The sequence below is a fragment of the Stutzerimonas stutzeri genome (assembly GCF_009789555.1).
Taxonomy (GTDB): domain Bacteria; phylum Pseudomonadota; class Gammaproteobacteria; order Pseudomonadales; family Pseudomonadaceae; genus Stutzerimonas; species Stutzerimonas stutzeri_R.
Genome location: NZ_CP046902.1, coordinates 4617685 through 4643053, shown reverse-complemented (window position 1 = coordinate 4643053; position 25369 = coordinate 4617685). Strand labels below are relative to the sequence as shown.

Annotated in this window: 25 protein-coding genes; 15 read left to right on the top strand and 10 right to left on the bottom strand. The window is 59.6% G+C overall.

Translation table 11 applies throughout. From position 1 onward, the window contains the following. Positions 1 to 217 precede the first annotated feature (217 nt). The 4 genes from GQA94_RS21630 (at position 218) to GQA94_RS21615 (ending at position 4559) form a co-directional block, all read left to right on the top strand. On the top strand, positions 218 to 2671 hold the full coding sequence (locus GQA94_RS21630; protein WP_158189947.1) for a Lon protease family protein: 2454 nt from the start codon (positions 218 to 220) through the stop codon (positions 2669 to 2671). 170 nt (positions 2672 to 2841) lie between these two features. After that, entirely contained in the window at positions 2842 to 3177 is a 336-nt protein-coding gene (locus GQA94_RS21625) for a hypothetical protein (protein WP_158189946.1), read from the top strand. A gap of 160 nt (positions 3178 to 3337) precedes the next feature. Further along, on the top strand, positions 3338 to 3826 hold the full coding sequence (locus GQA94_RS21620; RefSeq protein WP_158189945.1) for a TIGR00645 family protein: 489 nt from the start codon (positions 3338 to 3340) through the stop codon (positions 3824 to 3826). 115 nt (positions 3827 to 3941) lie between these two features. Next, the gene (locus GQA94_RS21615) at positions 3942 to 4559 is read left to right on the top strand and encodes an FKBP-type peptidyl-prolyl cis-trans isomerase (protein WP_158189944.1); all 618 of its coding nucleotides are present in this window, start codon (positions 3942 to 3944) and stop codon (positions 4557 to 4559) included. An 11-nt stretch (positions 4560 to 4570) separates the two neighbouring features. On the opposite strand, the gene GQA94_RS21610 is transcribed toward GQA94_RS21615, so the two are convergent. After that, a complete protein-coding gene (locus GQA94_RS21610) occupies positions 4571 to 4798 on the bottom strand; it encodes a hypothetical protein (RefSeq protein ID WP_158189943.1) in 228 nt (75 codons plus the stop codon). A gap of 184 nt (positions 4799 to 4982) precedes the next feature. Further along, on the bottom strand, positions 4983 to 5951 hold the full coding sequence (locus GQA94_RS21605) for a polyprenyl synthetase family protein (RefSeq protein WP_158189942.1): 969 nt from the start codon (positions 5949 to 5951) through the stop codon (positions 4983 to 4985). A 248-nt stretch (positions 5952 to 6199) separates the two neighbouring features. On the opposite strand from GQA94_RS21605, the gene rplU reads away from it, so the two are divergent. The 5 genes from rplU to GQA94_RS21580 all read left to right on the top strand — a co-directional run bounded on the left by rplU (position 6200) and on the right by GQA94_RS21580 (position 9867). Continuing rightward, positions 6200 to 6511, top strand: coding sequence for a 50S ribosomal protein L21 (rplU, locus tag GQA94_RS21600; RefSeq protein WP_003302133.1), 312 nt, complete (start codon positions 6200 to 6202; stop codon positions 6509 to 6511). Positions 6512 to 6546: 35 nt separating this feature from the next. Then, positions 6547 to 6804 carry a 50S ribosomal protein L27 gene (gene rpmA, locus GQA94_RS21595; RefSeq protein WP_003281574.1) on the top strand — a complete coding sequence of 86 codons (258 nt, stop codon included), beginning with the start codon at positions 6547 to 6549 and terminating at the stop codon, positions 6802 to 6804. Positions 6805 to 6966: 162 nt separating this feature from the next. Then, positions 6967 to 8184 carry an Obg family GTPase CgtA gene (gene cgtA, locus GQA94_RS21590; protein ID WP_158189941.1) on the top strand — a complete coding sequence of 406 codons (1218 nt, stop codon included), beginning with the start codon at positions 6967 to 6969 and terminating at the stop codon, positions 8182 to 8184. Between the two features lie 97 nt (positions 8185 to 8281). Next, positions 8282 to 9400, top strand: coding sequence for a glutamate 5-kinase (gene proB / locus GQA94_RS21585; RefSeq protein ID WP_158189940.1), 1119 nt, complete (start codon positions 8282 to 8284; stop codon positions 9398 to 9400). A gap of 8 nt (positions 9401 to 9408) precedes the next feature. Continuing rightward, positions 9409 to 9867, top strand: a complete 459-nt coding sequence (locus GQA94_RS21580) for a CreA family protein (protein ID WP_158189939.1) — start codon at positions 9409 to 9411, stop codon at positions 9865 to 9867. A 99-nt stretch (positions 9868 to 9966) separates the two neighbouring features. Here GQA94_RS21580 and rpsT read toward each other — a convergent pair whose 3' ends face one another. Then, positions 9967 to 10245, bottom strand: coding sequence for a 30S ribosomal protein S20 (gene rpsT / locus GQA94_RS21575; RefSeq protein WP_003281567.1), 279 nt, complete (start codon positions 10243 to 10245; stop codon positions 9967 to 9969). Between the two features lie 218 nt (positions 10246 to 10463). On the opposite strand from rpsT, the gene murJ reads away from it, so the two are divergent. The 6 genes from murJ to ispH all read left to right on the top strand — a co-directional run bounded on the left by murJ (position 10464) and on the right by ispH (position 17943). Continuing rightward, positions 10464 to 12011 carry a murein biosynthesis integral membrane protein MurJ gene (gene murJ / locus GQA94_RS21570; protein WP_158189938.1) on the top strand — a complete coding sequence of 516 codons (1548 nt, stop codon included), beginning with the start codon at positions 10464 to 10466 and terminating at the stop codon, positions 12009 to 12011. An 84-nt stretch (positions 12012 to 12095) separates the two neighbouring features. After that, positions 12096 to 13046: a bifunctional riboflavin kinase/FAD synthetase gene (gene ribF, locus GQA94_RS21565; RefSeq protein ID WP_158189937.1), complete on the top strand. Its 951-nt coding sequence runs from the start codon at positions 12096 to 12098 to the stop codon at positions 13044 to 13046. Position 13047: 1 nt separating this feature from the next. Next, positions 13048 to 15879 (top strand): isoleucine--tRNA ligase, encoded by a 2832-nt coding sequence (gene ileS, locus GQA94_RS21560; RefSeq protein ID WP_158189936.1) that lies wholly within the window; start codon positions 13048 to 13050, stop codon positions 15877 to 15879. A 33-nt stretch (positions 15880 to 15912) separates the two neighbouring features. Continuing rightward, complete coding sequence (gene lspA / locus GQA94_RS21555) at positions 15913 to 16416, top strand: signal peptidase II (RefSeq protein WP_158189935.1); 504 nt, start codon at positions 15913 to 15915, stop codon at positions 16414 to 16416. After that, complete coding sequence (fkpB, locus tag GQA94_RS21550) at positions 16409 to 16846, top strand: FKBP-type peptidyl-prolyl cis-trans isomerase (protein WP_158189934.1); 438 nt, start codon at positions 16409 to 16411, stop codon at positions 16844 to 16846. Before lspA ends, fkpB begins: the two co-directional genes overlap by 8 nt. A 152-nt stretch (positions 16847 to 16998) precedes the next feature. Continuing rightward, the gene (gene ispH / locus GQA94_RS21545) at positions 16999 to 17943 is read left to right on the top strand and encodes a 4-hydroxy-3-methylbut-2-enyl diphosphate reductase (RefSeq protein ID WP_158189933.1); all 945 of its coding nucleotides are present in this window, start codon (positions 16999 to 17001) and stop codon (positions 17941 to 17943) included. A gap of 34 nt (positions 17944 to 17977) precedes the next feature. Here the strand turns inward: ispH and GQA94_RS21540 are convergent, their stop codons facing one another. The 7 genes from GQA94_RS21540 to GQA94_RS21510 form a co-directional block, all read right to left on the bottom strand. After that, the gene (locus tag GQA94_RS21540; protein ID WP_158189932.1) at positions 17978 to 18394 is read right to left on the bottom strand and encodes a type IV pilin protein; all 417 of its coding nucleotides are present in this window, start codon (positions 18392 to 18394) and stop codon (positions 17978 to 17980) included. Between the two features lie 32 nt (positions 18395 to 18426). Then, complete coding sequence (locus GQA94_RS21535; protein WP_233270200.1) at positions 18427 to 21993, bottom strand: pilus assembly protein; 3567 nt, start codon at positions 21991 to 21993, stop codon at positions 18427 to 18429. A gap of 149 nt (positions 21994 to 22142) precedes the next feature. Further along, positions 22143 to 22748 carry a PilX N-terminal domain-containing pilus assembly protein gene (locus GQA94_RS21530; protein WP_158189931.1) on the bottom strand — a complete coding sequence of 202 codons (606 nt, stop codon included), beginning with the start codon at positions 22746 to 22748 and terminating at the stop codon, positions 22143 to 22145. Next, positions 22745 to 23596, bottom strand: a complete 852-nt coding sequence (locus GQA94_RS21525) for a PilW family protein (RefSeq protein ID WP_158189930.1) — start codon at positions 23594 to 23596, stop codon at positions 22745 to 22747. Before GQA94_RS21525 ends, GQA94_RS21530 begins: the two co-directional genes overlap by 4 nt. After that, positions 23593 to 24150: a type IV pilus modification protein PilV gene (pilV, locus tag GQA94_RS21520; protein ID WP_158189929.1), complete on the bottom strand. Its 558-nt coding sequence runs from the start codon at positions 24148 to 24150 to the stop codon at positions 23593 to 23595. The genes GQA94_RS21525 and pilV overlap by 4 nt, the downstream gene beginning before the upstream one ends. 8 nt (positions 24151 to 24158) lie before the next feature. Beyond that, complete coding sequence (locus tag GQA94_RS21515) at positions 24159 to 24653, bottom strand: GspH/FimT family pseudopilin (RefSeq protein ID WP_158189928.1); 495 nt, start codon at positions 24651 to 24653, stop codon at positions 24159 to 24161. Between the two features lie 174 nt (positions 24654 to 24827). After that, on the bottom strand, positions 24828 to 25328 hold the full coding sequence (locus GQA94_RS21510) for a GspH/FimT family protein (RefSeq protein WP_158189927.1): 501 nt from the start codon (positions 25326 to 25328) through the stop codon (positions 24828 to 24830). Between the last annotated feature and the right edge of the window lie 41 nt (positions 25329 to 25369).

The following is a 25369-nucleotide window of genomic DNA, read 5'->3' as shown; positions in this document are numbered from 1 at the left end:
GGGTCCGGTGGAGCGCCCCGATGCGCGAATCGGGGCAAACGGCCCGAGGGTCTCTTCGGGTCGATCCGTCTCTGCGCCCGGCTGGCACCTGCATGCCGGACCGGCGTAGGCCGAACAGGCCCAACGCGGACGCTGCTGAACCTTGCAGGCAGCCGGACGCATCGCCAGAATGGCGGCATCAATCGTGGTCACCAGGCCACCCCAGCAAGGATCCCCAATGCCCGAAACTGTCGCTGCCGGCTTGCGCCTGGCGCCCGAAGCGCTGACCCGTCCGTTCGAACCCAGCCAGTTCGACTTCAAAACCACCGATGAGCTGGAGCCTTTTCTCGGCGTGCTTGGCCAGGAGCGAGCCGTGGAGGCCCTGCAGTTCGGCGTGGCGATGCCGCGTCCGGGCTATAACGTCTATGTGATGGGGGAGCCGGGTACGGGGCGCTTCTCGTTTGTGCGCCGTTACCTCAAGGCCGAAGGCAAGCGTCTGGACACGCCGTCAGACTGGGTCTACGTAAACAATTTCGAGGAGCCTCGAGAGCCGCGCGTGGTGGAGTTGCCGCAGGGCGGGGCTGCCGAGTTCATCGCCGACATCGGGCAGTTGATCGATAACCTGATGGCGACCTTCCCGGCGGTATTCGAGCACCCGAGCTTCCAGCAGAAGAAGAGTGCGATCGACCGCGCGTTCAATCAGCGCTACGACAAGGCGCTGGATGTCATCGAAAAACTCGCGCTGGAGAAAGAGATCGCGCTGTATCGCGACAGCAGCAATATTGCCTTCACGCCGATGAAAGATGGCAAATCCATGGACGAGGCGGAGTTCGCGCAACTGCCGGAAGCGGAGCGCGAGCGCTACCACGACGATATCTCGGCATTGGAAGTCCATCTCAACGAGGGGCTCGCCAGCCTGCCGCAGTGGAAGCGTGAGTCGAGCAACCAACTGCGTCAGCTCAACGATGAAACCATCAGCCAAGCCTTGCAGCCATTGTTGGCACCGCTGTCTGAAAAATATGGAGAAAATGCCGGCATCGAGTCCTATCTACAGGCGGTGCAGGTCAACCTGCTCAAAACGGTGGTCGAGCAACTGGTCGACGAGAACCGTCCGGATGCCCAGATTAGGCAGATGCTGGAAGAACAGTACAGCCCGAGCCTGGTGGTCGGGCACCCGCTCGATGGCGGCGCTCCGGTGGTGTTCGAACCCCACCCGACCTATGACAACCTGTTCGGCCGAATCGAATACAGCACTGACCAGGGCGCGCTCTACACCAGTTATCGTCAGTTGCGGCCGGGTGCGCTGCATCGCGCCAACGGCGGTTTCCTGATGCTCGAGGCGGAAAAAATGCTGAGCGAGCCCTTCGTCTGGGAAGCGCTGAAGCGAGCCTTGCAGTCGCGCCGGTTGAAGATGGAGTCGCCGCTCGCCGAGCTGGGGCGGCTGGCTACCGTGACCTTGAATCCGGAAGTCATTCCGCTCAACGTCAAGGTGGTGATCATTGGGTCGCGTCAACTGTATTACACGTTGCAGGACCTCGATCCGGATTTCCAGGAGATGTTCCGCGTGCTGGTGGACTTCGACGAGGAAATACCGCTGGGTGAAGACAGCCTCGAGCAATTTGCGCAGTTGATGAAAACCCGCACCTCGGAAGAGGGCATGGCGCCGCTGACGGCCGCCGCGGTGGCGCGTCTGGCCACCTACAGTGCTCGATTGGCCGAACACCAAGGGCGCCTTTCGGCGCGTATCGGGGACCTCTTCCAGTTGGTCAGCGAAGCCGATTTCATCCGCCAGTTGGCCAAGGATGACGTGACCGATGTGGGCCATATCGAACGTGCCCTGAAGGCCAAGGCGACCCGCACCGGGCGCGTCTCGGCGCGGATCCTCGAAGACATTCTCGCCGGGGTCATTCTGATCGATAGCGAAGGTGCGGCGATCGGCAAGTGCAACGGCCTGACCGTGCTAGAGGTGGGCGATTCGGCCTTCGGTATGCCGGCACGTATTTCCGCGACGGTCTATCCGGGTGGTTCGGGCATCGTCGACATCGAACGCGAGGTCAATCTTGGACAGCCGATCCACTCCAAGGGTGTGATGATCCTGACCGGCTTTCTCGGCAGCCGCTACGCGCAGGAATTTCCGCTGGAAATCTCCGCCAGCATCGCCCTGGAGCAATCGTATGGCTATGTCGACGGCGACAGCGCCTCGCTTGGGGAGTGTTGCGCCCTGATTTCGGCCATCTCTCGCACGCCGCTGAAACAGTGCTTTGCCATCACCGGCTCGATCAACCAGTTCGGCGAAGTTCAGGCGGTAGGCGGCGTCAATGAGAAGATCGAGGGCTTCTTCCGTCTCTGCGAAGCGCGCGGGCTGACCGGCGAGCAGGGCGCGATCATTCCCTTCGCCAACGTCACCACGCTGATGCTCGACGAGCGTGTCCTGGAAGCCGTACGCCAGGAGCGATTCCACATCTACGCCGTCCGCCACGTGGATGAAGCGCTTTCCCTGTTGGTGGGCGAGCCAGTGGGCGCTGCGGACGAGGAGGGACAGTTTCCCAAGGGCAGCGTCAACGCTCGAGTGGTGGAGCGTTTGCGCGATATCGCCGAGATCGAACTCGAGGATGACGGCAAGGGCGATGCGAACGCTCCCGAAGCGGTGCAGGCCGCGGCGCAGGCGAAGGCGGTCGAGCGGGACGAGTAGCCTCTGGTTTGATCCATGGCTGGACGGAACGATATGGGCGGCGGCGGGTCTGCAGTGGAGGAGAGTTCCCACTCAGTATCCACATGGTTATCCACACCTTTTGTGGATAAAAAGGTCGCCGCCGGTTCGTCCAGAATGACGGCGCGCAGCCCAGCGCGAGGATCGCCGTCATGTCTCAAACGCTTTGTCTGAACCGCCAGTGCCTGGGTCTGGTTACGCGTATCGAATGCATCATCCGCCCTTTGGCCGGCGGCAACGGCTTGTGGACGCTGCTGTGTGCGGCCGGCATAGACGCCGGTCAGCCCACGGCGATCAAGGCGCAAGGCCCATTCCACGGCCCTCGCGAGGCTGAATCGGTGCTGAAGGCGATCGCCAGTAACCTTCAGGGTCAAGGTTACAGCGAATCCGACTCGCCCTCGATCTGGCAACTGCATCTGCACGCGGAGCTGCGCAAGATCAACGCCAATCAGGCTCGGTATCTGGGCGGCTGGGAATCCAGGCCCTGATGCCGGCCCTGCGGCCTCGGGCTTTTTAAGAGGTTTTTGATTCGAACGCGCCGTCACGCGAATTCTTATCCACAGAGAGAGTTGCAGCTGCGCCGCCGTCTTGAAGACTCCGTTGTGCTGCGTATACTCGCCTACCGGTATCGACCCGCAGTGAGAACAGATGGAACGCTTGATCGAGAACACCATGTACGCCGCCCGCTGGTTACTGGCGCCTATTTACTTCGGCTTGGCGTTCGCCCTGCTGGCTCTGGCGATCAAGTTCTTTCAGGAGATCTGGCACATCCTCCCGGCGGTGCTTTCGCTTAGCGAAGGTGACCTGATCCTCAAGCTGCTGTCATTGATCGACATGGCGTTGGTTGGCGGCCTGCTGGTAATGGTAATGCTCTCCGGCTACGAGAATTTCGTCTCGCAGCTGGACGTCGATGAAGGCAAGGAAAAGCTCGATTGGCTGGGCAAGATGGACTCCGGGTCGCTGAAGATGAAGGTCGCCGCCTCGATCGTGGCGATTTCGTCGATCCATCTGCTGCGCATGTTCATGGATGCCCAGCAGCTCGAAAGCGAGCAACTGATGTGGTACGTGATCATTCACCTGACGTTTGTCTTTTCTGCCTTCGCCATGGGATATCTGGACAAACTCACCAAGCATTGAGCCAGCGCCGGGCAGGGCGGCACGCGCGCCCTGCAACCTGTCCCGCTGAGACCAATGCTGAGTCGCTCCAGCAGCTGTGCTAGGCTGGCCGCCCTTTTTTCAGCGGAGCCCAGGCATGACCGACCTCAATCTTTCCACCGACGAAACGCGCGTGAGCTACGGCATCGGTCGCCAGTTGGGTGACCAGCTGCGTGAGAATCCGCCGCCGGGGATCAGCCTGGATGCGGTCATCGCGGGAATCCGTGATGCTTTTGCCGGCGTCACCAGCCAAGTCCCTCCCGAAGCCTTGAATGCCAGCTTTGCGGTGATTCGCGAACGCATGCAGGCCGAGGCACAACGCAAGGCGGAAGCTGCCGCGGGGGAAGGCAAGGCATTTCTGGCCGAAAACGCCAAGCGTGAAGGGGTGACCACTCTGGCGTCGGGCCTGCAGTATGAAGTGCTGACCTCGGGAGAGGGGACCAAGCCCAGCGCGCAAGACCAGGTGCGCACGCATTATCACGGCACGCTGATCGACGGCACCGTATTCGATAGTTCCTACCAGCGCGGTCAGCCGGCCGAGTTCCCGGTGGGCGGCGTGATTGCCGGTTGGACCGAGGCCCTGCAACTGATGGGTGTGGGGAGCAAATGGCGTCTCTATGTGCCGAGCGAGCTGGCTTACGGCGCGCAGGGCGTTGGCAGCATTCCTCCGCACAGCGTGCTGGTGTTCGACGTCGAGCTGCTGGCCGTTCTGTAAGGCCCGTACCGCTACGGGCGCAACGCCCTGGCATAGGAAAACAGGAACAGGTTGCGCACTTGTTCCTTGAGCACGCAGGGTTCGCTGGTGCTCAGCTCATGCAGGTCCAGATCGCCCTGGTCTCGAAGTTCTTCCAGGGCGTCTCCCTCCAGCGAAATGCATACCGCGCCGGTATTGCGATCGAGTATTCGCAGATAGGGGTGCGGACGGTCTAGCCAGGCATCGATCAGATAAGTCATGTTCGCCTCCAGTTGATTTTGTTAATGAGAATAATTGTTATTTGCAAACATGCAAGCGCAAATGTTCTCCGCGGCGATCAGTGGCGGTTGGCGGTTGGCGGTTGGCGGTTGGGGTTGGCGATTGGCGGTAAGGGCTCGGGCGTCGAGCGGGTGCCGAGGGCGCGAGCGCGCCCCCGGGGCTGGGTCAGTGGGTGCGTGCGACGGCGAAGCGGCTCAGCTCCACCAGGGCGTCCCGATAGCGGTTGGCGGGGATCAGTTCGAGACAGGCGATAGCGCGGTCGGCATAGTCGCGGGCCAGGCGCGCGGTGTACTCCAGCGCGCCGGACGCTTCCACTGCGCTGCGGATGCTTTCGAGATTCTCGATACCGCCTTTTTGAATGGCCTGGCGAACCAGTGTCGCCTGTTCCGCCGTACCTTCTCGCATCGTATAGATCAGCGGGAGGGTCGGCTTACCTTCGGCCAGGTCGTCGCCGACGTTCTTGCCGAGGGTTTCGGCGTCGCCCTGGTAATCGAGCAGATCGTCGACCAGTTGGAAGGCGATGCCCAGGTAGTCGCCGAAGGCGCGCAGGGCCTCACGCTGTGTTTCGCTGGCGCCGGCCAGCGTGGCGGCGCTGTGCGTCGAGGCTTCGAAGAGCATGGCCGTCTTGCCGCGGATGACTTCCATGTAGATTTCTTCCGTGGTGCTGGCGTCGCGCACCTTGGACAGCTGCAGCACCTCGCCTTCGGCGATCACCCGGGTGGCCTGGGATATGATGCGCATGACCGGCATGGAGCCCAGATCGACCATCATTTCAAAGGAGCGTGCATAAAGGAAATCACCGACCAGCACGCTCGGTGCGTTGCCCCACAGCGCATTGGCCGTCGAGCGGCCACGGCGCATGCCCGACATGTCGACGACGTCGTCGTGCAGCAGTGTCGAGGTGTGCAGAAATTCGATGATGGCGGCCAGCAGGCGCAGCTGCTCGCCATTGAGGCCCAGCGCATTGCCGCTCAGCAGGACCAGCAGGGGACGCAGGCGTTTACCGCCGGCCGAGGTGATGTAGTCCCCGATCTTTTCCACCAGCGGTACGCGGGAAGTCAGTTGGTTGCGGATGATGCCGTCGACTGCGGCAAAATCTTCAGCCACTACTTGGTAAAAGGCCTGGGGTTGCATCGGGGACGAGTACTCCTCGGAGATTGCGCGGCATGCTATGGGGCGGGTCAGGCACTGTCAAGGCAAGGCCAGGCGGCTATTGCGCAGGGCCTGGTGGATGCGTACAATCGCGGACCCTGAACTTTCCCCCTGGGCATTTCCCTGCCTTACGCAATTGCAAGGGCGTCCCTTCCGGCCCCGAGCAGCCATGCCAGCCACCAACTATTTCACTTAAGCGCTGGGTGAGCAGGATTAACGGAGATACACAGATGTACGCAGTTATCGTTACCGGCGGCAAGCAATACAAGGTTGCCGAAGGTGAATACCTCAAGATCGAAAAACTCGAAGTTGCCACTGGCGAAGCTGTCACGTTCGACCGCGTTCTGCTGATCGGCAACGGCGACGATGTCAAAATCGGCGCTCCGGTGGTTGATGGTGCCAAGGTCACTGCTGAAGTGATTGCTCAAGGTCGTCACGACAAGGTCACCATCATCAAATTCCGCCGTCGTAAGCACCACATGAAGCGTCAGGGCCACCGTCAGTGGTTCACTGAGGTCAAAATCACCGGTATTCAGGGCTAATCGGGCCTGAATCCCCTTATAGGAGTATTGAACTCATGGCACACAAAAAAGCTGGCGGTTCTACCCGCAACGGTCGCGACTCAGAAGCCAAACGTCTTGGCGTGAAGATGTACGGCGGCCAGGCCATCAAGGCCGGTAACATCATCGTGCGTCAGCGCGGCACCCAGTTCCACGCCGGTTACGGCGTTGGCATGGGCAAGGATCACACCCTGTTCGCGAAAGTGGAAGGCGTGATCAAGTTCGAAGTGAAGGGCGCTTTCGGCCGTCGCTACGTGAGCGTCGTCGCAGCCTAACTGCGGCGTTGCTGGAAAAGCCCTGTCATGCGACGGGGCTTTTTTGTTTCTGTATCCTCTATAGGGCTCTTGCTAAACACTGCTTTGCTCTAGTTTCGCTGGGTTTTGCAAGACCCTTATATTCCTGTTTTCTAGCCCGTCCTTGCGGCGGGAGGCGTTCCCATGAAATTCGTCGATGAAGTATCGATCTTTGTAAAAGCCGGAGACGGCGGTAACGGCATGATGAGCTTCCGTCGTGAGAAGTTCATCGAGAAAGGCGGCCCCAATGGCGGCGATGGTGGTGACGGCGGCTCCGTGTTCCTGGAGGCGGATGAAAACCTCAACACGCTCGTCGATTACCGCTATACACGTCGTTTCAATGCGCCGAACGGCCAGAAGGGCGGCAGCACTGAATGTACCGGTGCCAAGGGTGACGACCTGATCCTGCCGGTTCCGGTCGGTACCACGGTTATCGATGCGGCCACTCAGGACGTGATCGGTGACCTGACCAAGGCCGGCCAGCGCCTGTTGGTTGCCCAGGGCGGCTGGCATGGGCTGGGTAATACGCGCTTCAAGTCCAGCACCAACCGCGCGCCGCGCCAGACCACGCCTGGCAAGCCGGGTGATGCGCGTGATCTGAAGCTGGAGCTCAAGGTACTGGCTGACGTCGGTCTGCTGGGGTTGCCCAACGCGGGCAAGAGTACGTTCATCCGCTCGGTATCGGCCGCCAAACCCAAGGTTGCCGATTATCCGTTCACCACGCTGGTGCCGAATCTTGGTGTGGTAAGCGTCGGGCGTTACAAGAGCTTCGTCATCGCCGACATCCCGGGCCTGATCGAGGGCGCCTCGGAGGGTGCGGGCCTTGGTATTCGCTTTCTCAAGCATTTGGCGCGTACCCGTCTGCTCCTGCATCTGGTGGACATGGCGCCGCTCGATGAGAGCGATCCAGCGGACGCGGCGGAAGTCATTCTCAACGAGCTGGAGAAATTCAGTCCGGCCCTGGCGCTGCGTGATCGCTGGCTGGTGTTGAACAAGGCCGATCAGTTGCTCGAAGAGGATCGCGAGGAGCGCGTCCGTCGTGTGGTCGAGCGTCTCGAGTGGACCGGGCCGGTCTTCGTCATCTCGGCGCTCGAGCGCGAGGGGACCGAGGAATTGAGTCAGGCGATCATGCGTTACCTCGATGAGCGTACCCTGCGTATCAGCGAGGAGCCGGCTTATGCCGAGGCGCTTGCCGAGCTGGATCAGCAGATCGAAGACGAGGCGCGTGCTCGTCTGCAGGAACTCGATGATCAGCGGGCGCTGCGCCGCGCGGGCGTCAAGGCGGCTGCCGAGGCGGATGACGACGACTTCGATGATGACGACGATGACGAGGGTGGCGCAGAGATCTTCTACGTGCGCTGAGGTTCGCGTGGTTGCGCATCTTTAGAGGGGATCGCTGGGCTGCTCGTCGGCAGTCCGTCGATTGGTTTGGCCGGATAACGGATAGAAGGCGGGATCGATGCGGGACAAGGTGAGCGGCGCGCGGCGCTGGGTGGTGAAGATCGGCAGTGCGCTGCTGACGGCTGATGGCCGCGGGCTCGATCAGGCGGCCATGGCTGTCTGGGTCGATCAGATGGTCGCGTTGCGTCAGGCTGGCGTCGAGCTTGTGCTGGTGTCGTCCGGTGCGGTCGCTGCCGGAATGAGCCGCCTCGGCTGGGCGAGTCGGCCCAAGGCGGTTCATGAGCTGCAGGCGGCTGCCGCGGTCGGCCAGATGGGCCTCATCCGTGCATGGGAGGCCAGTTTCGGTCGTTGCGATCAGCAGACCGCGCAAGTGCTGGTAACGCACGACGATCTGTCTGACCGAAAGCGTTATCTCAATGCGCGAAGCACGTTACGCACGCTCATCGATTTGGGCGTGGTTCCGGTCATCAATGAAAACGACACCGTTGTCACCGATGAAATTCGTTTCGGGGACAACGACACCCTGGCCGCGCTGGTGGCAAACCTGGTCGAGGCTGATCTGCTGGTGATCCTCACTGACCGCGATGGCATGTTCGATGCCGACCCGCGCCACAATCCCGACGCGACACTCATCAGCGAGGCCCGCGCCGACGACCCGGCCCTGGATGCCGTGGCAGGCGCGACGGGTGGTGCGCTGGGGCGCGGGGGGATGCAGACCAAGTTGCGCGCGGCGCGCCTGGCTGCGCGTTCCGGTGCCCATACGGTCATCGTCGGCGGGCGCATCGAGCGGGTCCTTGCGCGTCTCAAGGCAGGGGAGCAGCTGGGAACGTTACTGGCGCCTGAGCGCAGCCGGCACGCCGCTCGCAAGCAGTGGCTGGCCGGGCATCTGCAAACGCGGGGCTCGGTCACGCTGGACGCGGGCGCGGTGCATGCTCTCAAGCAGGGCAACCGCAGTTTGCTGCCGGTGGGCGTCCAGGCGGCGCAGGGCGGGTTTCGTCGTGGTGAAATGGTGGTCTGCGTGGGGCCGGATGGGCAGGAGGTCGCGCGAGGACTGGTCAATTACAGCGTGGCAGAAACCCAGCGGATCCTGGGTCATGCTTCCGATGAAATCGAAAAACTGCTCGGCTATGTCGATGAGCCCGAGCTCATTCATCGCGACAACATGATTCTGGTGTGAGGTGCTCGATGCGATTGGCGAAGCTGTTCATGGTGCTGATGGCCTGGCCGATTGTCGGCATGGCCCGTGAAGTCGGCGAGGTCGACACGGTCTTCAAGTGGCTTGGGCCGAACCACAAGATCGTCGTTGAGGCCTTCGATGACCCCAAGGTCGAGGGCGTGACCTGTTATTTGTCGCGGGCAAAAACAGGTGGCATCAAGGGTGGGCTCGGATTGGCCGAAGACCGCGCCGAAGCATCCATCGCGTGTCGTCAGGTCGGGCCAATCCGTATGAGCGACAATCTCGACGATGGCGAAGTGGTGTTCAGGGAGCGCACCTCGCTGGTGTTCAAGACCATGCAGGTGGTGCGATTTTTCGATGAGGCGCGCAACACGCTTGTCTATCTGGTCTACAGCGACCGGGTGATCGAGGGTAGCCCGCAGAACGCTGTAACGGCTATCCCAATCCTGCCTTGGGCGCGACCCTGAGCTTTTCGATCTGACGCTCGCTGAGCGATTGGCTCTTGGCTGATTGCGGCGGGCATAAAAAAACCGGCGCTAGGCCGGTTTTTTTCAAGAGCGTGCAGTTTAGGCTGCAGCAGCTTCGCCGAGGGCCTTGATGTGGCCGTTCAGGCGGCTTTTATGCCGGGCTGCCTTGTTCTTGTGGATGATGCCTTTGTCGGCCATGCGGTCGATTACAGGCACGGCTGCGGTGTAAGCAGTACGAGCTTTATCCAGATCTTTTGCGTCGATGGCTTTGACCACATTCTTGATGTAGGTACGAACCATGGAGCGCAAGCTGGCGTTGTGGCTGCGACGCTTCTCAGCCTGAATTGCGCGTTTTTTGGCGGAAGGGCTGTTGGCCACCGTCGAACTCCTCGAAAACGTGGGATTACAAAGCAAATAAGGCCGCGAATCATGCCGATGCGCCGAGCCCTTGTCAAGCCCGTGCAAGTCATTCGAGACGCTGGCCGGACAGATGGGGGGCCGCTAAACTCGCGGCCTCTTTATCTGTCGTAATTGCCCATCGATTCCGCTGGCAGATGCCTGGCTGGAACCTTCGTAGCAAACCTGTAGGAAAACAAATGTCCGAGACAGCCGGTAAAGGCGGATTGTTGCGTTCCAGCGCGGTGGTCAGCGTGATGACGCTGCTGTCCCGCGTGCTGGGAATGGTACGCGATATGGTAGTGGCGAGCTACTTCGGTTCCGGCGCGGCGGCGGACGCGTTTTTCATAGCCTTCAAGATTCCCAACTTTCTGCGCCGATTATTTGCCGAAGGCGCTTTTGCGCAGGCGTTCGTCCCGGTGTTGTCGGAGTATCGAACCAGACGGACGCAGGTCGAGGTCAAGCTGCTGGTCGATCGTACGGCCGGCATGCTCGGCTTGATCCTGACGGGCATTACCGCCGTCGGCGTGTTGGCCTCGCCGTATGTGGTGATGCTGTTCGCTCCGGGCTTCCACGACGAGCCGGCCAAGATGCAGCTGGCCGGCGAGCTGCTGCGCATCACCTTTCCCTACCTTTTGCTGATATCCCTGACGGCCTTCACCTCCGGCGTGCTGAACACCTATGGGCATTTCGCCGTGCCCGGATTCACGCCGGTGCTGCTCAACGTCTGCATGATCACCTCGGCGATATTTCTCACGCCCTATTTCGATCAGCCCATCATGGCGCTGGCCTGGGGCGTATTCATTGCCGGCTTCGCCCAACTGGCGTTCCAGCTGCCCTATGTCGCCAGGCTGGGGCTGCTGCCGCGGCCGCGGGTCAGGTTCGGCGACGAGGGCGTGCGGCGGATCATGCTGTTGATGGTCCCCGCGTTGTTCGGGGTGTCGGTCAGTCAGATCAACCTGTTGCTCGATACAGTGCTCGCGTCGTTTCTGCAGACCGGCAGCGTGTCGTGGCTCTATTACGCGGATCGGCTTTCGGAGTTGCCGCTCGGTGCATTCGGCATTGCCATCGGCACGGTGATTCTTCCGAGTCTGTCGCGCCAGCATGCCGGCGAGGACCCGAAGGCCTTTTCCAACACGCTCAACTGGGCGTTGCGCATGGTGCTGCTGGTCGGCATCCCCGCTGCGCTGGCATTGGGCATCCTGGCCGAACCGCTGATCGCCAGCCTGTTTTACTACGGTGCGATGAGCGAGGAGGCCGTGGTGCAGTCGGCCAATGCACTCGAGGCCTATTCGCTGGGCGTGCTGGCATTCATGTTGATCAAAGTGTTGGCGCCGGGTTTCTTTGCCCGCCAGGATCTGAAAACGCCGGTCCGGGTTGCGATCATCTGCATGGTTGCCAATATGGTGCTGAACCTGGTGCTCATCTGGCCGCTCAAGCACGTCGGGTTGGCGCTGGCGACCTCGCTGTCGTCGATGCTGAACGCGGGCCTGTTGTTCTGGGGCCTGTACCGGATCGGCGTGTTTCAGTTCGCGCCTGGCTGGGCAGCCTTCCTGCTGCGGCTGGCCGGTGGTTGCGCCGCGATGGTCGCCATGGTCTGGTGGCTCAATGCGCCGTCGGACGAATGGTTCGCCTGGAATTGGCAGCAGCGTGCCGTACAGTTGGGGGTGTTGGTGGCAGCGGGGCTGGGCGCTTTCGCGGCAGGGCTGGTATTGCTCGGTTTGCGGCCTCGACATCTTCGTCATTGATCGGCAGCGCGCATGCGCGGCAAACCTGTCCGGGACTGTCGGCTCATGCGTATAATCGTCGACTTTTCAAGCAAGAAGTGCGGTATGCAGCTGGTTCGAGGTCTTCATAACCTGCGGCCCCGGCATCGGGGTTGCGTCGCCACCATCGGCAATTTCGACGGGGTTCACCGGGGGCATCAGGCCATCCTGGCGCGCCTGCGCGAGCGTGCCGCCGAGCTTGGCTTGCCCAGCTGCGTGGTGATTTTCGAACCGCAGCCGCGTGAATATTTTGCACCGGACAAGGCGCCCGCGCGGCTGACGCGGCTGCGTGAAAAGCTTCAGTTGCTCGACGAGCAAGGTGTCGACCTCGTCCTGTGCCTGGCCTTCAACCGCCGTTTGCGTGAGCTGAGTGCCGCCGAGTTCGTTCACGCGACACTGGTCGAAGGCCTCGGCGTCCGGCACCTGGAAGTAGGCGACGACTTTCGTTTCGGTTGCGACCGCGCCGGCGATTTCAACTTTCTGTTGAAGGCGGGTGCCGCGGAAGGATTCACGGTCGAGGCGGCCACCACCATCGAGGTGGACGGTGAGCGTGTCAGCAGTACTCGGCTGCGTCAGGTGCTCGCCGATGGCGATCTGGTGCTGGCGCAGAAGTTGCTCGGGCGACCGTTCAGCATTACCGGACGGGTCATGCATGGGCAGGCGCTTGGGCGGCAGCTTGGTGCGCCGACTGCCAATATCCAGCTCAAACGCAGGAGCACACCGCTCAGCGGCGTGTTCATGGTGAGCACCTACGTCGAGGGTATCCATCAGCCGGCGGTGGCCAACATCGGCATGCGCCCGTCGGTGGAAAGCGACGGCCAACCGCATCTGGAAGTGCACTTGCTCGACTATCAGGGCGATCTCTATGGTCGCCTGTTGCGTGTGACCTTCCACCGCAAGCTGCGTGATGAGCAGCGTTTCGCCTCGCTGGAGGCGCTCAAGACGGCGATCGAGGCGGATATCGCCGCAGCTCGCGAATACTGGCGAGCTTCACCCTTTACCACGAGTCAGGACTGAAATGACCGATTACAAAGCGACCCTCAATCTGCCGTCCACGGCGTTTCCGATGAAGGCCGGTCTGCCACAGCGCGAGCCGGAGACCCTGGAGCGCTGGAACAGTATTGACCTCTACCGGAAGCTGCGGCAGATCGGCGAAGGTCGCCCCAAATTCGTCCTGCACGACGGCCCGCCATACGCCAACGGCAGCATTCACATCGGTCACGCGGTCAACAAGGTCATCAAGGATTTCATCGTTCGGTCCAAGACGCTCGCCGGGTTCGATGCGCCCTATGTGCCGGGTTGGGATTGCCACGGCCTGCCGATCGAGCACAAGGTCGAGATCACCTACGGCAAGAACCAGCCGGCCGACCTGACCCGGGAGCGCTGCCGTGCCTATGCCGCCGAGCAGATCGAGGGACAAAAGGCCGACTTCATCCGTCTCGGCGTGCTTGGCGATTGGGGCAACCCGTATCGCACCATGGACTTCGCCAACGAAGCCGGTGAGATACGCGCGCTGGCGAAAATGGTCGAGGGCGGTTTCGTCTTCAAGGGCCTGAAGCCAGTGAACTGGTGTTTCGATTGCGGCTCGGCCCTGGCCGAGGCGGAAGTCGAGTACCAGGACAAGACGTCCGATGCCATCGACGTCGCCTTCCAGGTCGAAGACGCCGACAAGCTGGCAACGGCGTTCTCTGTCGCATCGCTGAGCAAGCCGGCCAGCATCGTCATCTGGACCACGACGCCCTGGACCATTCCGGCCAACCAGGCGCTCAACGTCCATCCCGACTTCGTCTACGCCCTGGTCGACACCGGCGAAAAGCTGCTGGTGCTTGCCGAAGCGTTGGTCGATTCCTGTCTGCAACGCTACGGGCTGGAAGGCGAGATCATTGCGCGCTGCGAGGGCAAGGCGCTGGAGCTCATTCGCTTCTGCCATCCGTTCTATGAGCGCTTTGCGCCCGTGCACCTGGCTGAGTACGTGGAAACCGGCGCGGGTACCGGCATCGTGCACTCGGCGCCTGCTTACGGTGAAGACGACTTCCGGTCCTGCAAGCATTACGGCATGGAAAACGACGACATCCTCAGCCCGGTGCAGAGCCACGGTGTCTACGTGTCGGACCTGCCGTTCTTTGGTGGCCAGTTCATCTGGAAGGCCAATCCGGCCATCGTCGAAAAGCTGCGTGAAGTCGGCGCGCTGCTCAAGCATGAGTCGATCCGGCACAGCTACATGCATTGCTGGCGGCACAAGACACCGCTGATCTATCGCGCCACGGCGCAATGGTTTGTCGGCATGGACAAAGTGGTGCACGACGGCAGTTCGCTGCGTCGTCGCGCGCTGGACGCCATCGAGCAGACCGAGTTCGTCCCCGCGTGGGGCCAGGCACGGCTGCACGGCATGATCGCCGGGCGTCCGGACTGGTGCATCTCGCGTCAGCGGATCTGGGGCGTGCCGATCCCGTTCTTCCTGCACAAGGAAAGCGGCGAGCTGCATCCGCGTACCGTCGAGCTGATGGAAGCGGTGGCACAGCGCGTGGAGCAGGGCGGCATCGAGGCCTGGTCCAAACTGGACGCGGTCGAACTGCTGGGTGACGAAGCGGCACAGTACGAGAAGATCAGTGACACCCTGGACGTCTGGTTCGACTCCGGCACCACGCATTGGCATGTGATGCGCGGCTCGCACCCGATGGGACATGAAAACGGTCCGCGTGCGGACCTGTACCTGGAAGGTTCCGACCAGCACCGCGGCTGGTTCCATTCGTCGCTGCTGACCGGTTCGGCAATCGATGGCCATGCGCCGTACAAAGGGCTGCTGACCCACGGCTTCGTGGTCGACGAGAACGGACGCAAGATGTCCAAGTCTCTGGGCAATGTCGTCGCGCCGCAGGAAGTCACCGACAGCCTGGGCGCCGATATTTTGCGTCTATGGGTGGCCTCCACGGACTATTCCGGCGAGATGGCCGTCTCCAAGGTCATCCTCCAGCGCAGCGCGGACTCCTATCGCCGTATTCGCAACACCGCGCGTTTCCTGCTGAGTAACCTGGACGGGTTCGATCCGGCTCGGCATCAGGTCCCAGCGGAACAACTGATTGCGCTGGATCGCTGGGCCATCGATCGTGCCCTGCTGCTGCAGCGGGAGATCGAGGAAGCCTACGGCACCTACCGCTTCTGGAACGTTTATCAGAAGGTGCACAACTTCTGTGTGCAGGAACTGGGCGGTTTCTACCTCGACATCATCAAGGATCGCCAGTACACCACCGGTGCCGACAGCCTGCCGCGCCGCTCCTGCCAGACCGCGCTGTACCACATCGCCGAGGCGCTGGTGCGCTGGATCGCACCGATCCTGTCGTTCACCGCCGATGAAATCTGGCAGTACCTGCCCGGCGAGCGCAACGAATCGGTGATGCTCAATACCTGGTATAAAGGGCTCAGCGAACTGCCGGAGAGTGTCGAGCTGGGTCGCGCCTTCTGGGACAAAGTCATGGCGGTCAAGGCTGCCGTGAACAAGGAACTGGAAGCCCAACGCGCGGCCAAGACCATCGGCGGCAACCTGCAAGCTGAGGTTGTACTTTATGCCGAAGATGCGTTGGTGAACGATCTGGCCAAGCTGGGCAATGAGCTGCGCTTCGTGCTGATTACCTCGGCTGTCCGGGTCGCCCCGCTCACCGAAGCGCCCGTCGATGCCGTCGAAAGCGAACTGCCCGGCCTGAAACTGCAGGTTGCCAAAACCGCCAACCCCAAGTGTGGCCGTTGCTGGCATCACCTGCCGGACGTGGGCGCGCATGCCGGGCATCCGGAGATCTGCGGGCGCTGCGTCGAGAACATCGAAGGCGCTGGCGAGGTTCGTCACTATGCGTAACGGCCGGTCGGGTTTCGACTCGGGGCGTGTCGCATGACGTCCCGTTCAGGCAAGCTGGCGTGGCTCTGGCTCAGTGTGCTGGTCATTGCACTGGACCAGGCCACCAAGCACTACTTTGAGGCCAACTTCAGCCTGTACCAGAAAGTCGACGTGATTCCTGATTACTTCGCCTGGACCTTGGCCTACAACACGGGCGCTGCCTTCAGCTTCCTGGCTGACCATTCCGGTTGGCAGCGCTGGCTTTTCGCGGTGATCGCCATTGGCGTCAGCGTCGTATTGGTGATCTGGATGAAGCGTTTGAAGCCCGGTGAAACCTGGCTGGCCGTTGCGCTGGCGTTGGTACTGGGAGGCGCGATCGGCAATCTCTACGATCGCGTGATGCTGGGCCACGTCGTCGACTTTATTCTGGTGCATTGGCAGAACCGCTGGTATTTCCCGGCATTCAACGTCGCCGACAGCGCAATCACCATAGGCGCCGTGATGCTGGCGCTGGACATGTTCCGTAGCAGTAAAACGGGAGAAACGGTAAATGACTGAACAACGCATCGGGCCGGACATGCAGGTCACCCTGCACTTCGCGCTCAGTCTGGAAAATGGTGAGCAGGTCGATACGACGTTCGACAAGCAGCCCGCGACGTTCAAGGTCGGTGACGGTAATCTGTTGCCCGGCTTCGAACAGCAACTGTTCGGGCTCAAGGCGGGTGACAAGCGCACCTTCCGGATGACGCCGGAGCAAGGCTTCGGCCAGCATAACCCGCAGAATGTACAGACCATGCCGCGTAGCCAGTTCGAAGGCATGGAGCTGTCCGAGGGCCTGCTGGTGATCTTCAACGATGCGGCCAAGACCGAACTGCCGGGCATCGTCAAAGCCTACGATGAGCGTCAGGTCACGGTTGACTTCAACCATCCGCTGGCCGGCAAGGCGCTGACGTTCGATGTGGAAATATTCGAGGTCAAGCCGGTCTGAGTGCCCGCCGGCGCCCTACGCTGTCGCCGTAGGCGCCGCATGCACAGGGCCATAGGCGGCGCGCACCCCATCGCGATGACGGGCTCGCTGTGCTGCAGGGGGCCGATCTGGCGTTACACTCAACTCTCACCCGCTCGAGTGCCGAGAATCACATGCAAATCAAACTCGCTAATCCGCGTGGCTTCTGTGCCGGTGTCGATCGCGCCATCGAGATCGTCAACCGTGCGCTGGAAGTGTTCGGGCCTCCGATCTACGTGCGTCACGAAGTGGTGCACAACAAATTCGTGGTGGAAGATCTGCGCGAGCGGGGCGCGATTTTTGTCGACGAGCTGGACCAGGTGCCGGATGGCTTCATCGTCATCTTCAGTGCGCACGGCGTTTCGCAGGCCGTGCGGATGGAGGCGGACAAGCGCGGGCTCAAGGTATTCGACGCCACCTGCCCATTGGTGACCAAGGTCCATCTCGAAGTGACCAAATACAGCCGGGAAGGGCGTGAATGCATCCTCATCGGCCACCAGGGACATCCCGAGGTGGAAGGCACCATGGGGCAGTACGACACCGCCAACGGCGGTTCGATCTATCTGGTCGAGGACGAGGAAGACGTCGCCAGGCTGCAGGTGCGTAACCCCGATTCGTTGGCCTTCGTTACCCAGACGACGCTTTCGATGGACGACACCAGCCGGGTAATCGATGCGCTGCGTGAGCGCTTTCCCAGCATCGGTGGCCCACGTAAGGACGATATCTGCTACGCCACACAGAACCGCCAGGACGCCGTCAAGCAACTGGCCGCTGAGTGCGATGTGGTTCTGGTGGTCGGCAGCCCGAACAGCTCGAACTCCAATCGCCTGCGCGAACTGGCCGAGCGCATGGACACGCCCGCTTACCTGATCGATGGGGCAGAAGACCTCGACCGCAACTGGTTCGATAATATCGCCTGCGTCGGCATCACTGCCGGCGCCTCAGCACCGGAGGTGCTGGTGCGCGGCGTGATCGACCAACTCCGAGCCTGGGGTGCCACCGGCATGGCCGAACTCGACGGTCGCCCCGAGAACGTCACGTTCTCGATGCCAAAGGAGCTGCGGCTGAAGGCGGTGTAAAGGTCAGCGCTTTTTTAGAGGGATTCTGGCGTGATTACCGCCAGCATTCCTCTACGCTCTTACCACTACCGCTGCGTCCTTTCGCGCCCAGAGCATTCAAAGTCAAGTCGCCGCACTTGGTATCTCCGAACTTCTGTTCTGCTGTTAGGGCGTAGCCGCCCTCATCAGTGCCTTCACTCACAGTCAGCTCGTATTTGCCGGTTTCCGATGTACCGCCATTCCTAAGGCCCAGCTTGGCGATATCTGCGTTAGACGTGACATAGGTATTGTTTTGCGAAAAGTACCGCTCTTGCCGAGCAGACGCATCGCCCAGTAATGCCTGCCCTTCGGTACGGTTGCCGCGCTTGACGTATTCGTCGTAGCTCGGATATGAGATAGCTGCAAGAATACCGATGATTGCAACGACGATCATCAATTCTATTAAGCTGAAACCATCTTGGGTGTGTTTCATAGCGGATCCTGCTTAAATTCCTGGTTCATCTTTCATTCCTGTTCGACACGGCGCCAGCTCTGGCGGCCTAGGCTTGCCGGGTCCGGATAGATGTTCACACACTCTTGCCCAGTGCAGTATTGGTAAGTGCCGTCGGAGTCTTGCGAAAGAGTTCCGCCGCCTTCGCCGTCCTGGCGAATTGCTGAAACGTAATTGGTATCGAGGCCGGTAACTGGGCTGTAGTCGAAGGCGTTGTGGAGCGTTCTGCCACCCGTGAATGGGTTTATGGCGAAGGTCCAGTTGGTGGCGCCATCACCGCAAGGGTCATCGTTGGGGATCAGTGACTGAAAGAACACGGTACGGCCTAGCTGCGACATGTTTTCTACGACCATCTCGCCTTCGCTCTGCCGAAGGTTAAGGTACCATCCATTTTGTGCCGACTGGTCTTGGCTTTCCTGCCAATTAACGTTGTTGTCACTGATGACTAGGCCCTGGCGTGTCGTGCCGTTAGCCTCCACGCTTATTTGGTTGGTGATTGTCTGCTCTTGCAGGCTGCTACGGGTAATATTCGGATCGCTGGCTTCTTCACCCAAAGTTTGTTTATCCCAAACGCCGTAGACCGTTTGGGCAAAGCTCTTGTCGCCTTCCTTATCGCCGGTTTCGAAGAACTTTCCTGTTCCAAATACAACTAAATAACCAAATCCAGAGGGGTGGCGGACTAAGCTAGGGGCGGCGGTGATTGGCTGACGACTGCCGCTGCCCGTATTTGCTACAGCGCTGAATAGCGGCCGACCGCCAAAAGCTACTTCAAAGTCAGCTACAGCGTTCTCACTATCGTCTTCGGTGGTGAAGGGCGCGGTGTCGTTGCGGCCGTTACGTAGCAGATCAAAACGCCAGACGTTTCCCTGTAGGTCCCCCGCATACGCATAGTCCGCCACGCCGTCAGCGTTGTAGTCGGCAAGCTTGGGAGTGGAAAGGCCATTAGCGACACCGTCAGTTCCTTCGACTTCTAAATTGTTGAGCAGCGTACCGTCCATTGCATCAACAATGAACAGAGCTGCCTTGCCATTAGTGCTATTAGCACTCTCGTAGCCGTTGCCGAACACAACAGTCCATGTGCCGGTATGCAAGCGCGCAATGGTCGGTTGGGAAAAGCTGTAACCCATTTTCACGGTCGCGTCATCAGGTAAGCTGCTGTCATCAAATTCCCACAGCAGCTTCTCGTTGCCTGGATTGGTTATGTCCAATGCGAATACCGATTTCCCGCCGGCTTTAAGTGTTCCAACCAAGATAGTGCGCCATTCAGTGCCATTGAAGACATCGGCCACGACAGGACTGCCATCAACGTAAAATTCATGGCTGTAATTAGCGCCTGTGAGCTTGTTCAGTTTTTGGAATACCGCGCTGGGAATGAAGGCAAATTCTTCAACACCTGTCTGAGCGTTGAATCCATGAAGCATACCGTCGTTGCCACCTACATAGAGGCGTGGGGATCGCCCAGCGATTGTGGTAGCAAATGTAGAGTAGGCAGTGTTGCCTTCGAGCTTGTTGCTGAAGTTGACCAGATAGCGTGGGCCGGACACTACGGCTGGGCTGGACGAATAGAAATCTCCTAGCACGCTGCTTCGCTGGCGGAATGTTGTGCCTTCACCACTACGGTTGCCACGCAGATACTCAAGGCGTTGTTCGCCCAGCATATCGGGTACGTTGCCGTTTTCAGGGTCGCGGCTGAGCCTTTGGGCTAGGCTGCCGGTGGTATCGATAGAGCCAGCGTTAGCCCAAGAGAGGTCCATCAGGCCACTGTTGGTTTCGCCAGCGATTTTTATCGTGCGGCTTTGCCAGCTCGGTACCTCGGTCTTGGCGCTCCAGATTTCGGTGGTTTCGAAGGTGTTGCTTTGGGAATTCCATGCCTTTTCAAAGCGTTTGACGTCTCCTGACCAATTATCATCGCTGGCGTAAGAGGTCTGATAGGAAACCGTCTTGACCGTACCATTGTCGTTTTCGTCGGTACTGATCTGGCCAGAATTGATGGCCGGCCGGGCAGCAGTGGATTTGCGATCAGCAATGCGTGACAGAATATCGTCGAATGCCTGGACCATGGTTTCTGGGCTGTCGACGCTGAAGAAATCGCCTCGTGAGTTGATTGCAGCGTGCCAGAGATCGTAGACGTTATTATTGTTTCCTGAGTCGCTGGCAGGAGGCCAGTCTGCACGTCCCGTCAGCAGCGCATCGTAGCCCGTTCCTTTATGCGTACCACCGTCCCAAGGGATATCCGAACGATCCATGGCCTCGGTCAAGCCCAGCCCCATCATAAAGTTAGTCATATGTTGCCATGTGGCTGGATCGTTGCGCGGATCCCAGTAGTCGGTGGTGGAATCGCCGCTCTTGAATGGAAGGTAGGGGGGTAGCTCGTTTGGCAGAACTGGGTTCAGGTCAGTCGCCCAGTAGTGCATGGCTAAGTCGGCGAGTGTATTGCTCTGACGATCATAGTATGGGGCGCGTTCGCTGTACCTATGTACGCCATCGGGCAGATTGAAGGACGCGGCGTCGTGCCGAAAGCTACTGGGAGCGCTTACCGATTCGTTCCATAAGCCGTCTGTCATCATAATGTGGTAACTGGCGCGGCAGGCATAGGTGTTTTGGGTTGTATTGCCGGTACCATTTGGGTTTTTCTGCCAAGGCGTTGAGGTTCTGTAAAACTCGCCTGCCCGCTTCATCGCCGCCGGCAGGTAGGTGCTTTGGTTAAAGTTGATATTCTGTAACCAAGCGTACAATTGGCCTTTGTGCTCGGGGGAATAGGCCTTGAATGCATTGTCCCGACAGTTGCTGTCATTGCCATTGAAAGAGGTGCAGCGCCCTAGCCCTTGCCAGCTAAGCCGTACGGCTGGAGAAAGATCATAAAAGGCCAGCGCCGCGGCGGAGATTGTGGCTAGGCCGCGGTTGCGGTAGAAGGAATACCAGTTAGCAAAGTTCTGCTGTTCGTCGCTGTCGACCAGCTTGAGAGTGTAGCAATTGTCGTTATCGGTTGTGCAGTTTGCAGCCTTTGTTGAGTCATAAATGTAGTAGTACGCAGGAACGCCTTCACGCGCCCAGCTTCCCGTATAGCGCCCGCTGCTGCTGTTATACGTGCAGTCTCCGGCCGGCCAGTTGTCGATGGTGGCCGTGCAAGTCCTAGCAGAGCCACGTGTGATTCTCACCGTTGTTCCTGCGCTGGTACTGCAAGTTTTCGATGAGCCGTTGCTGCTCAGCGACTCCACGTAGCAAGAAAAGTCGTTGATCGGATTTTCCGCTAGTCGGTTGCTTGTGCTGCTATAACCATAGGTGGTGGGTAACCCTTCTTCCAAGACATAAGTCCAAGATACCTTGTAGTTGTTTGATAGATTCAGATTTCCGCGAGCGCTGTTGTAGCCGTTAACTCGTGCGGAAGTAAAGCTGGTGGCAAGCTGATGCTCGTTTCCTGAGGTATCGAAAACGATCGGTGCTTGATAGCTCGCTTCGGGATTGTAATAAATGGGGTTGAAGGTACTAGACTTGGCACGACGTGTAGCGGAGTAGCTATTCTTGTTATCGGGAGCAAAGGCCCAGCGCATACTGCCAGAGTCGTCCAGGGTCAGCAGCATGTTTGGGGGAACGCCCACGGTCAAGCTCAACGGGCTCTGCGATACGGTCGCAGAAGCATCCGCAGCGCTGAGTAGGATCACACCGAGCATTGCGTATGTCAGCGTCCTTGCGTGGGGCTGGATTCGAAAACGGAGCATGATGTCGGCTCTCAATTGTTAAGGCCAAGATAGATGTTGGCGTGCGTCGATTGCAGAAAAAGGGCGTCACCGGTCTTGCCGTTGTTGAAGTAGAAATAAGTGCCACTACCCTCACCGCGCCCGCCATATTCAGCATTCACGGCGGCATTACCCGTTTCGGCGGCTAGGATGGTGTTGTAGTAGGCATCGGCTTCCGTTTCGGCTGCGGGATCTGTTCCGCGGTAGGGCATCCAGATATTTGACGACTGTTCGAGAAAGCTTTCGTTAATCTCTTTAGGTCGATCTACGAAGGCCAACAGGCGTTCGGTCTGTACCTCAAGCAGACATGGTTTATTGAGGCCACTGATCTTTAGTGTGTTCGACGAGGAGCAATTCTCGGCTTTGGCTTCTAGTTTGTCTGACAGATTTCCTGGGCCGTAGAAACGAAACTCAGCTTCACGTAGGGCCGCGTCGGCTATATTCTGCGTTTTCATATCATGCGCGCGGTTGGCCGTAATACGTGTTTCGAGAGCGACGCCACGCATGCTGTTAACGGCTAACAGGGTCAGTATCAGAAGCATCACGAGCGAAACGAGCAATACCGCGCCGCTTTGGGATCTGCGAGATAGGAGCGTCATGGCATTAGGTTCCTGATGGTCTGGGTGCCGCCCGCAACTTGGTAGATGCGCTTGTTGTCTGACTCCTGCAGCCGCGCTTGGGAGTCTGTCGGCGCCTCGATCAGCCAGTCGGAGAGAATCTTCGAATCTTCGCCATCGCGCTGTGCTGGGCGACTGGCAAGCAGCAAAGAATAATGCACGCTGCGGATCGCCCCATTAGATGGGGTCCATTCCGCTTGCGAAATGAAAGTGGTGACCTCCTTTTCCATCACATCAGTATCGCCTACACCGAAATCTAGGCGCATGTCGGCGATACCGCGTAGCAATTCGCCGTATTGCGGGCTGGTTGCATTAAGGCTTTTGCACATTAGGCGGCCTTCTTGCAGCTCGCTGCCAGTGCTTGGTTCGTACTTAAATGCCAGGACGGTAAGATCGTGCTCGTTGGGTGGGCCAGCGGGAAAGGCTTCGTCATAAACAACGGGGCTGGCTGCGCCCTGACAGTCCAATTCTCCGCTGGCCTGTGGTTGGTAGCGAATACAGAAGCCGATGCCCTCGCTGGGGTCGAGGCCAGTCACGGCGTGCCCAGCGTTGAAGATAAGGCATCCGTCGGACGCCGGGCGGGAGGGGAAGACTGTCTCCAACAGTGACGAAGGCGTTCGGCGATATCCGGCCTTGCCCAGGTAATCGCTGATCGTCAATGCAGCGAAACGACCGTTCTCCAAATTGCCTGCCTGGTTCCGCTGAAAGACGTAATTGCGTTTGTTGTCTATGTAGACTTGTGTGATGCCGAGGATCAGAAAGCTGCTGATAGCGAGCGCGATTAGCAGCTCTACCATCGAAAGGCCGAATTGGTTTTTCGTATTGTTCATGGTTCTACCCGAACGGTGTAGGTGCATACGGTGGCGTTGGGGTCGCCGGCATCAAGACAAGCTCCTTCGCGAACATGCCAGGCTAGGCGAATCTCGACCATCGAACCCTTGCTGTCACAGTTGCCGGGAGAGGAGCTGCGGCAGATGTATCCGTGATCCTTGAATAGGTCCTCTCCACCTGGCAGCAACGCCTCGACCCTGTCCGCCCAGCAGTCGCGAAACTCCTTGGCGGTTTTGGCGATGCGGGCCGGATCAGCCACACAGGTAGCGCGATTGGCTAAGTCATCGCCTGCTTCTTTATAAAACAAGGAGTTGTTCTTCAAACCACTGTTCATGGGGAACTGAGGCGGAGCCATGTCGAAGAGCTCCTTCGGATGAGCTCGCATGATTTCGATCAAGTCGCCAGTCAATACAACGGCGGTGTTACGCTGTACTGAATCCTGGGTGTATTGAATGCTGCGCCCTTGCAAGGCCACCATGCCGAGTACGCCTATGGTGGTTAAGAGCAATGCCACGAGCACCTCGATCAGGCTGAAGCCTTTATCAGTCGTCATAGGGGTTCTCATGGGGTACAGCTCTCCAGATCGGTGCCGTCGGTTTTTTTACCGCGTGGGTGCAGGACGATTCCTCCGCTGGGCTGGACTTCGAGCAGGTAGCCTGTACTGGGATCGGCATCGTGGCAGAGGGCAAACGTTGTGGCGGTGGCGGTGCCGTTGGGGCGGTAGATCAGCGTATCGTCGGCTAGGGGCGTGCTGAGAATCCGTACCTGCTCAGGGTTGTGCTCCAGGATGCGCTCAACGTCGGCGCTACTGGCTTTTCGGATTTCCCACGGTACATCGCTATCGATTCGTATCTCGTAGTGGGCACGGTTAATCACCGCTCGTCCGCGCGCAAATTGCAGGAAAGCTGAGAGCTCATCTGCCTTGCTCTCTAGTTGGTTATTACGTATCAAAGTGCCGAAACTTGGCAGGGCGATGGCCGCGCATATGCTTAGCACCGCTACGATGATCATAAGCTCGACCAGAGTGAATCCGTGCATGTCGGTTCGACGTGACATGATGTGCTCCAGGTAAATCGTGAGCGGATGATGCAAATGCGGCGCTGCGTTGTCCCGACAGGGATGATGGCTGGCGTATTTGCGCGGACGGACGGTCGAATTATCCGTGTTGTGGATAACGAGCGATGTGATCCGGGCCAAGATTCGCGTCGCCGAGTAGTTGCCGCTTGAACTTCAAGAGCTGCATCGCTCGGTGCTGCTGGTATTTTCTGCCTGCGTGCTGCGGCGCAGGCGGCCCTGGCGGTTCAGAATTAACTGCCACGCGATCTGTTCGTCCAGGCATTGGTAGAAGCGCCCGTTGCCGGTAGGGCTGGACCCGTTATCTCGAAAGCGGATGCTGTTCTGAAAGCCGCTCCATCGCAACTTGTCATGGCTGGGCAGCCGCGCGGTTTGCAGTATCTGGCCATCAGATGTTCGAACGAGCCAGCCGTCAGCCCAGTTGCTTGAGCAAATTTGCCCATCGCTGCTACCGCAAACCTCGATTGCCCGGCGCCGCATGACGGCCTCGGCTCGGGCGCTATTCAGCACGAAATCGACCTGCTCCATAAGTGCTTGTTGGCGATTGTGATAGATAAAGCCCTTGAAGGCAGGTAAGGCTATGTTGGCAGTGAGGATCAGTAGCGTAAGCGTGATGAGCAATTCGACAAGCGTAAAACCTTGATTCCGGTTCGGCATGGTGCGGTTCCTTTGCACGTATCATGTGCCGCCTTCCTGGC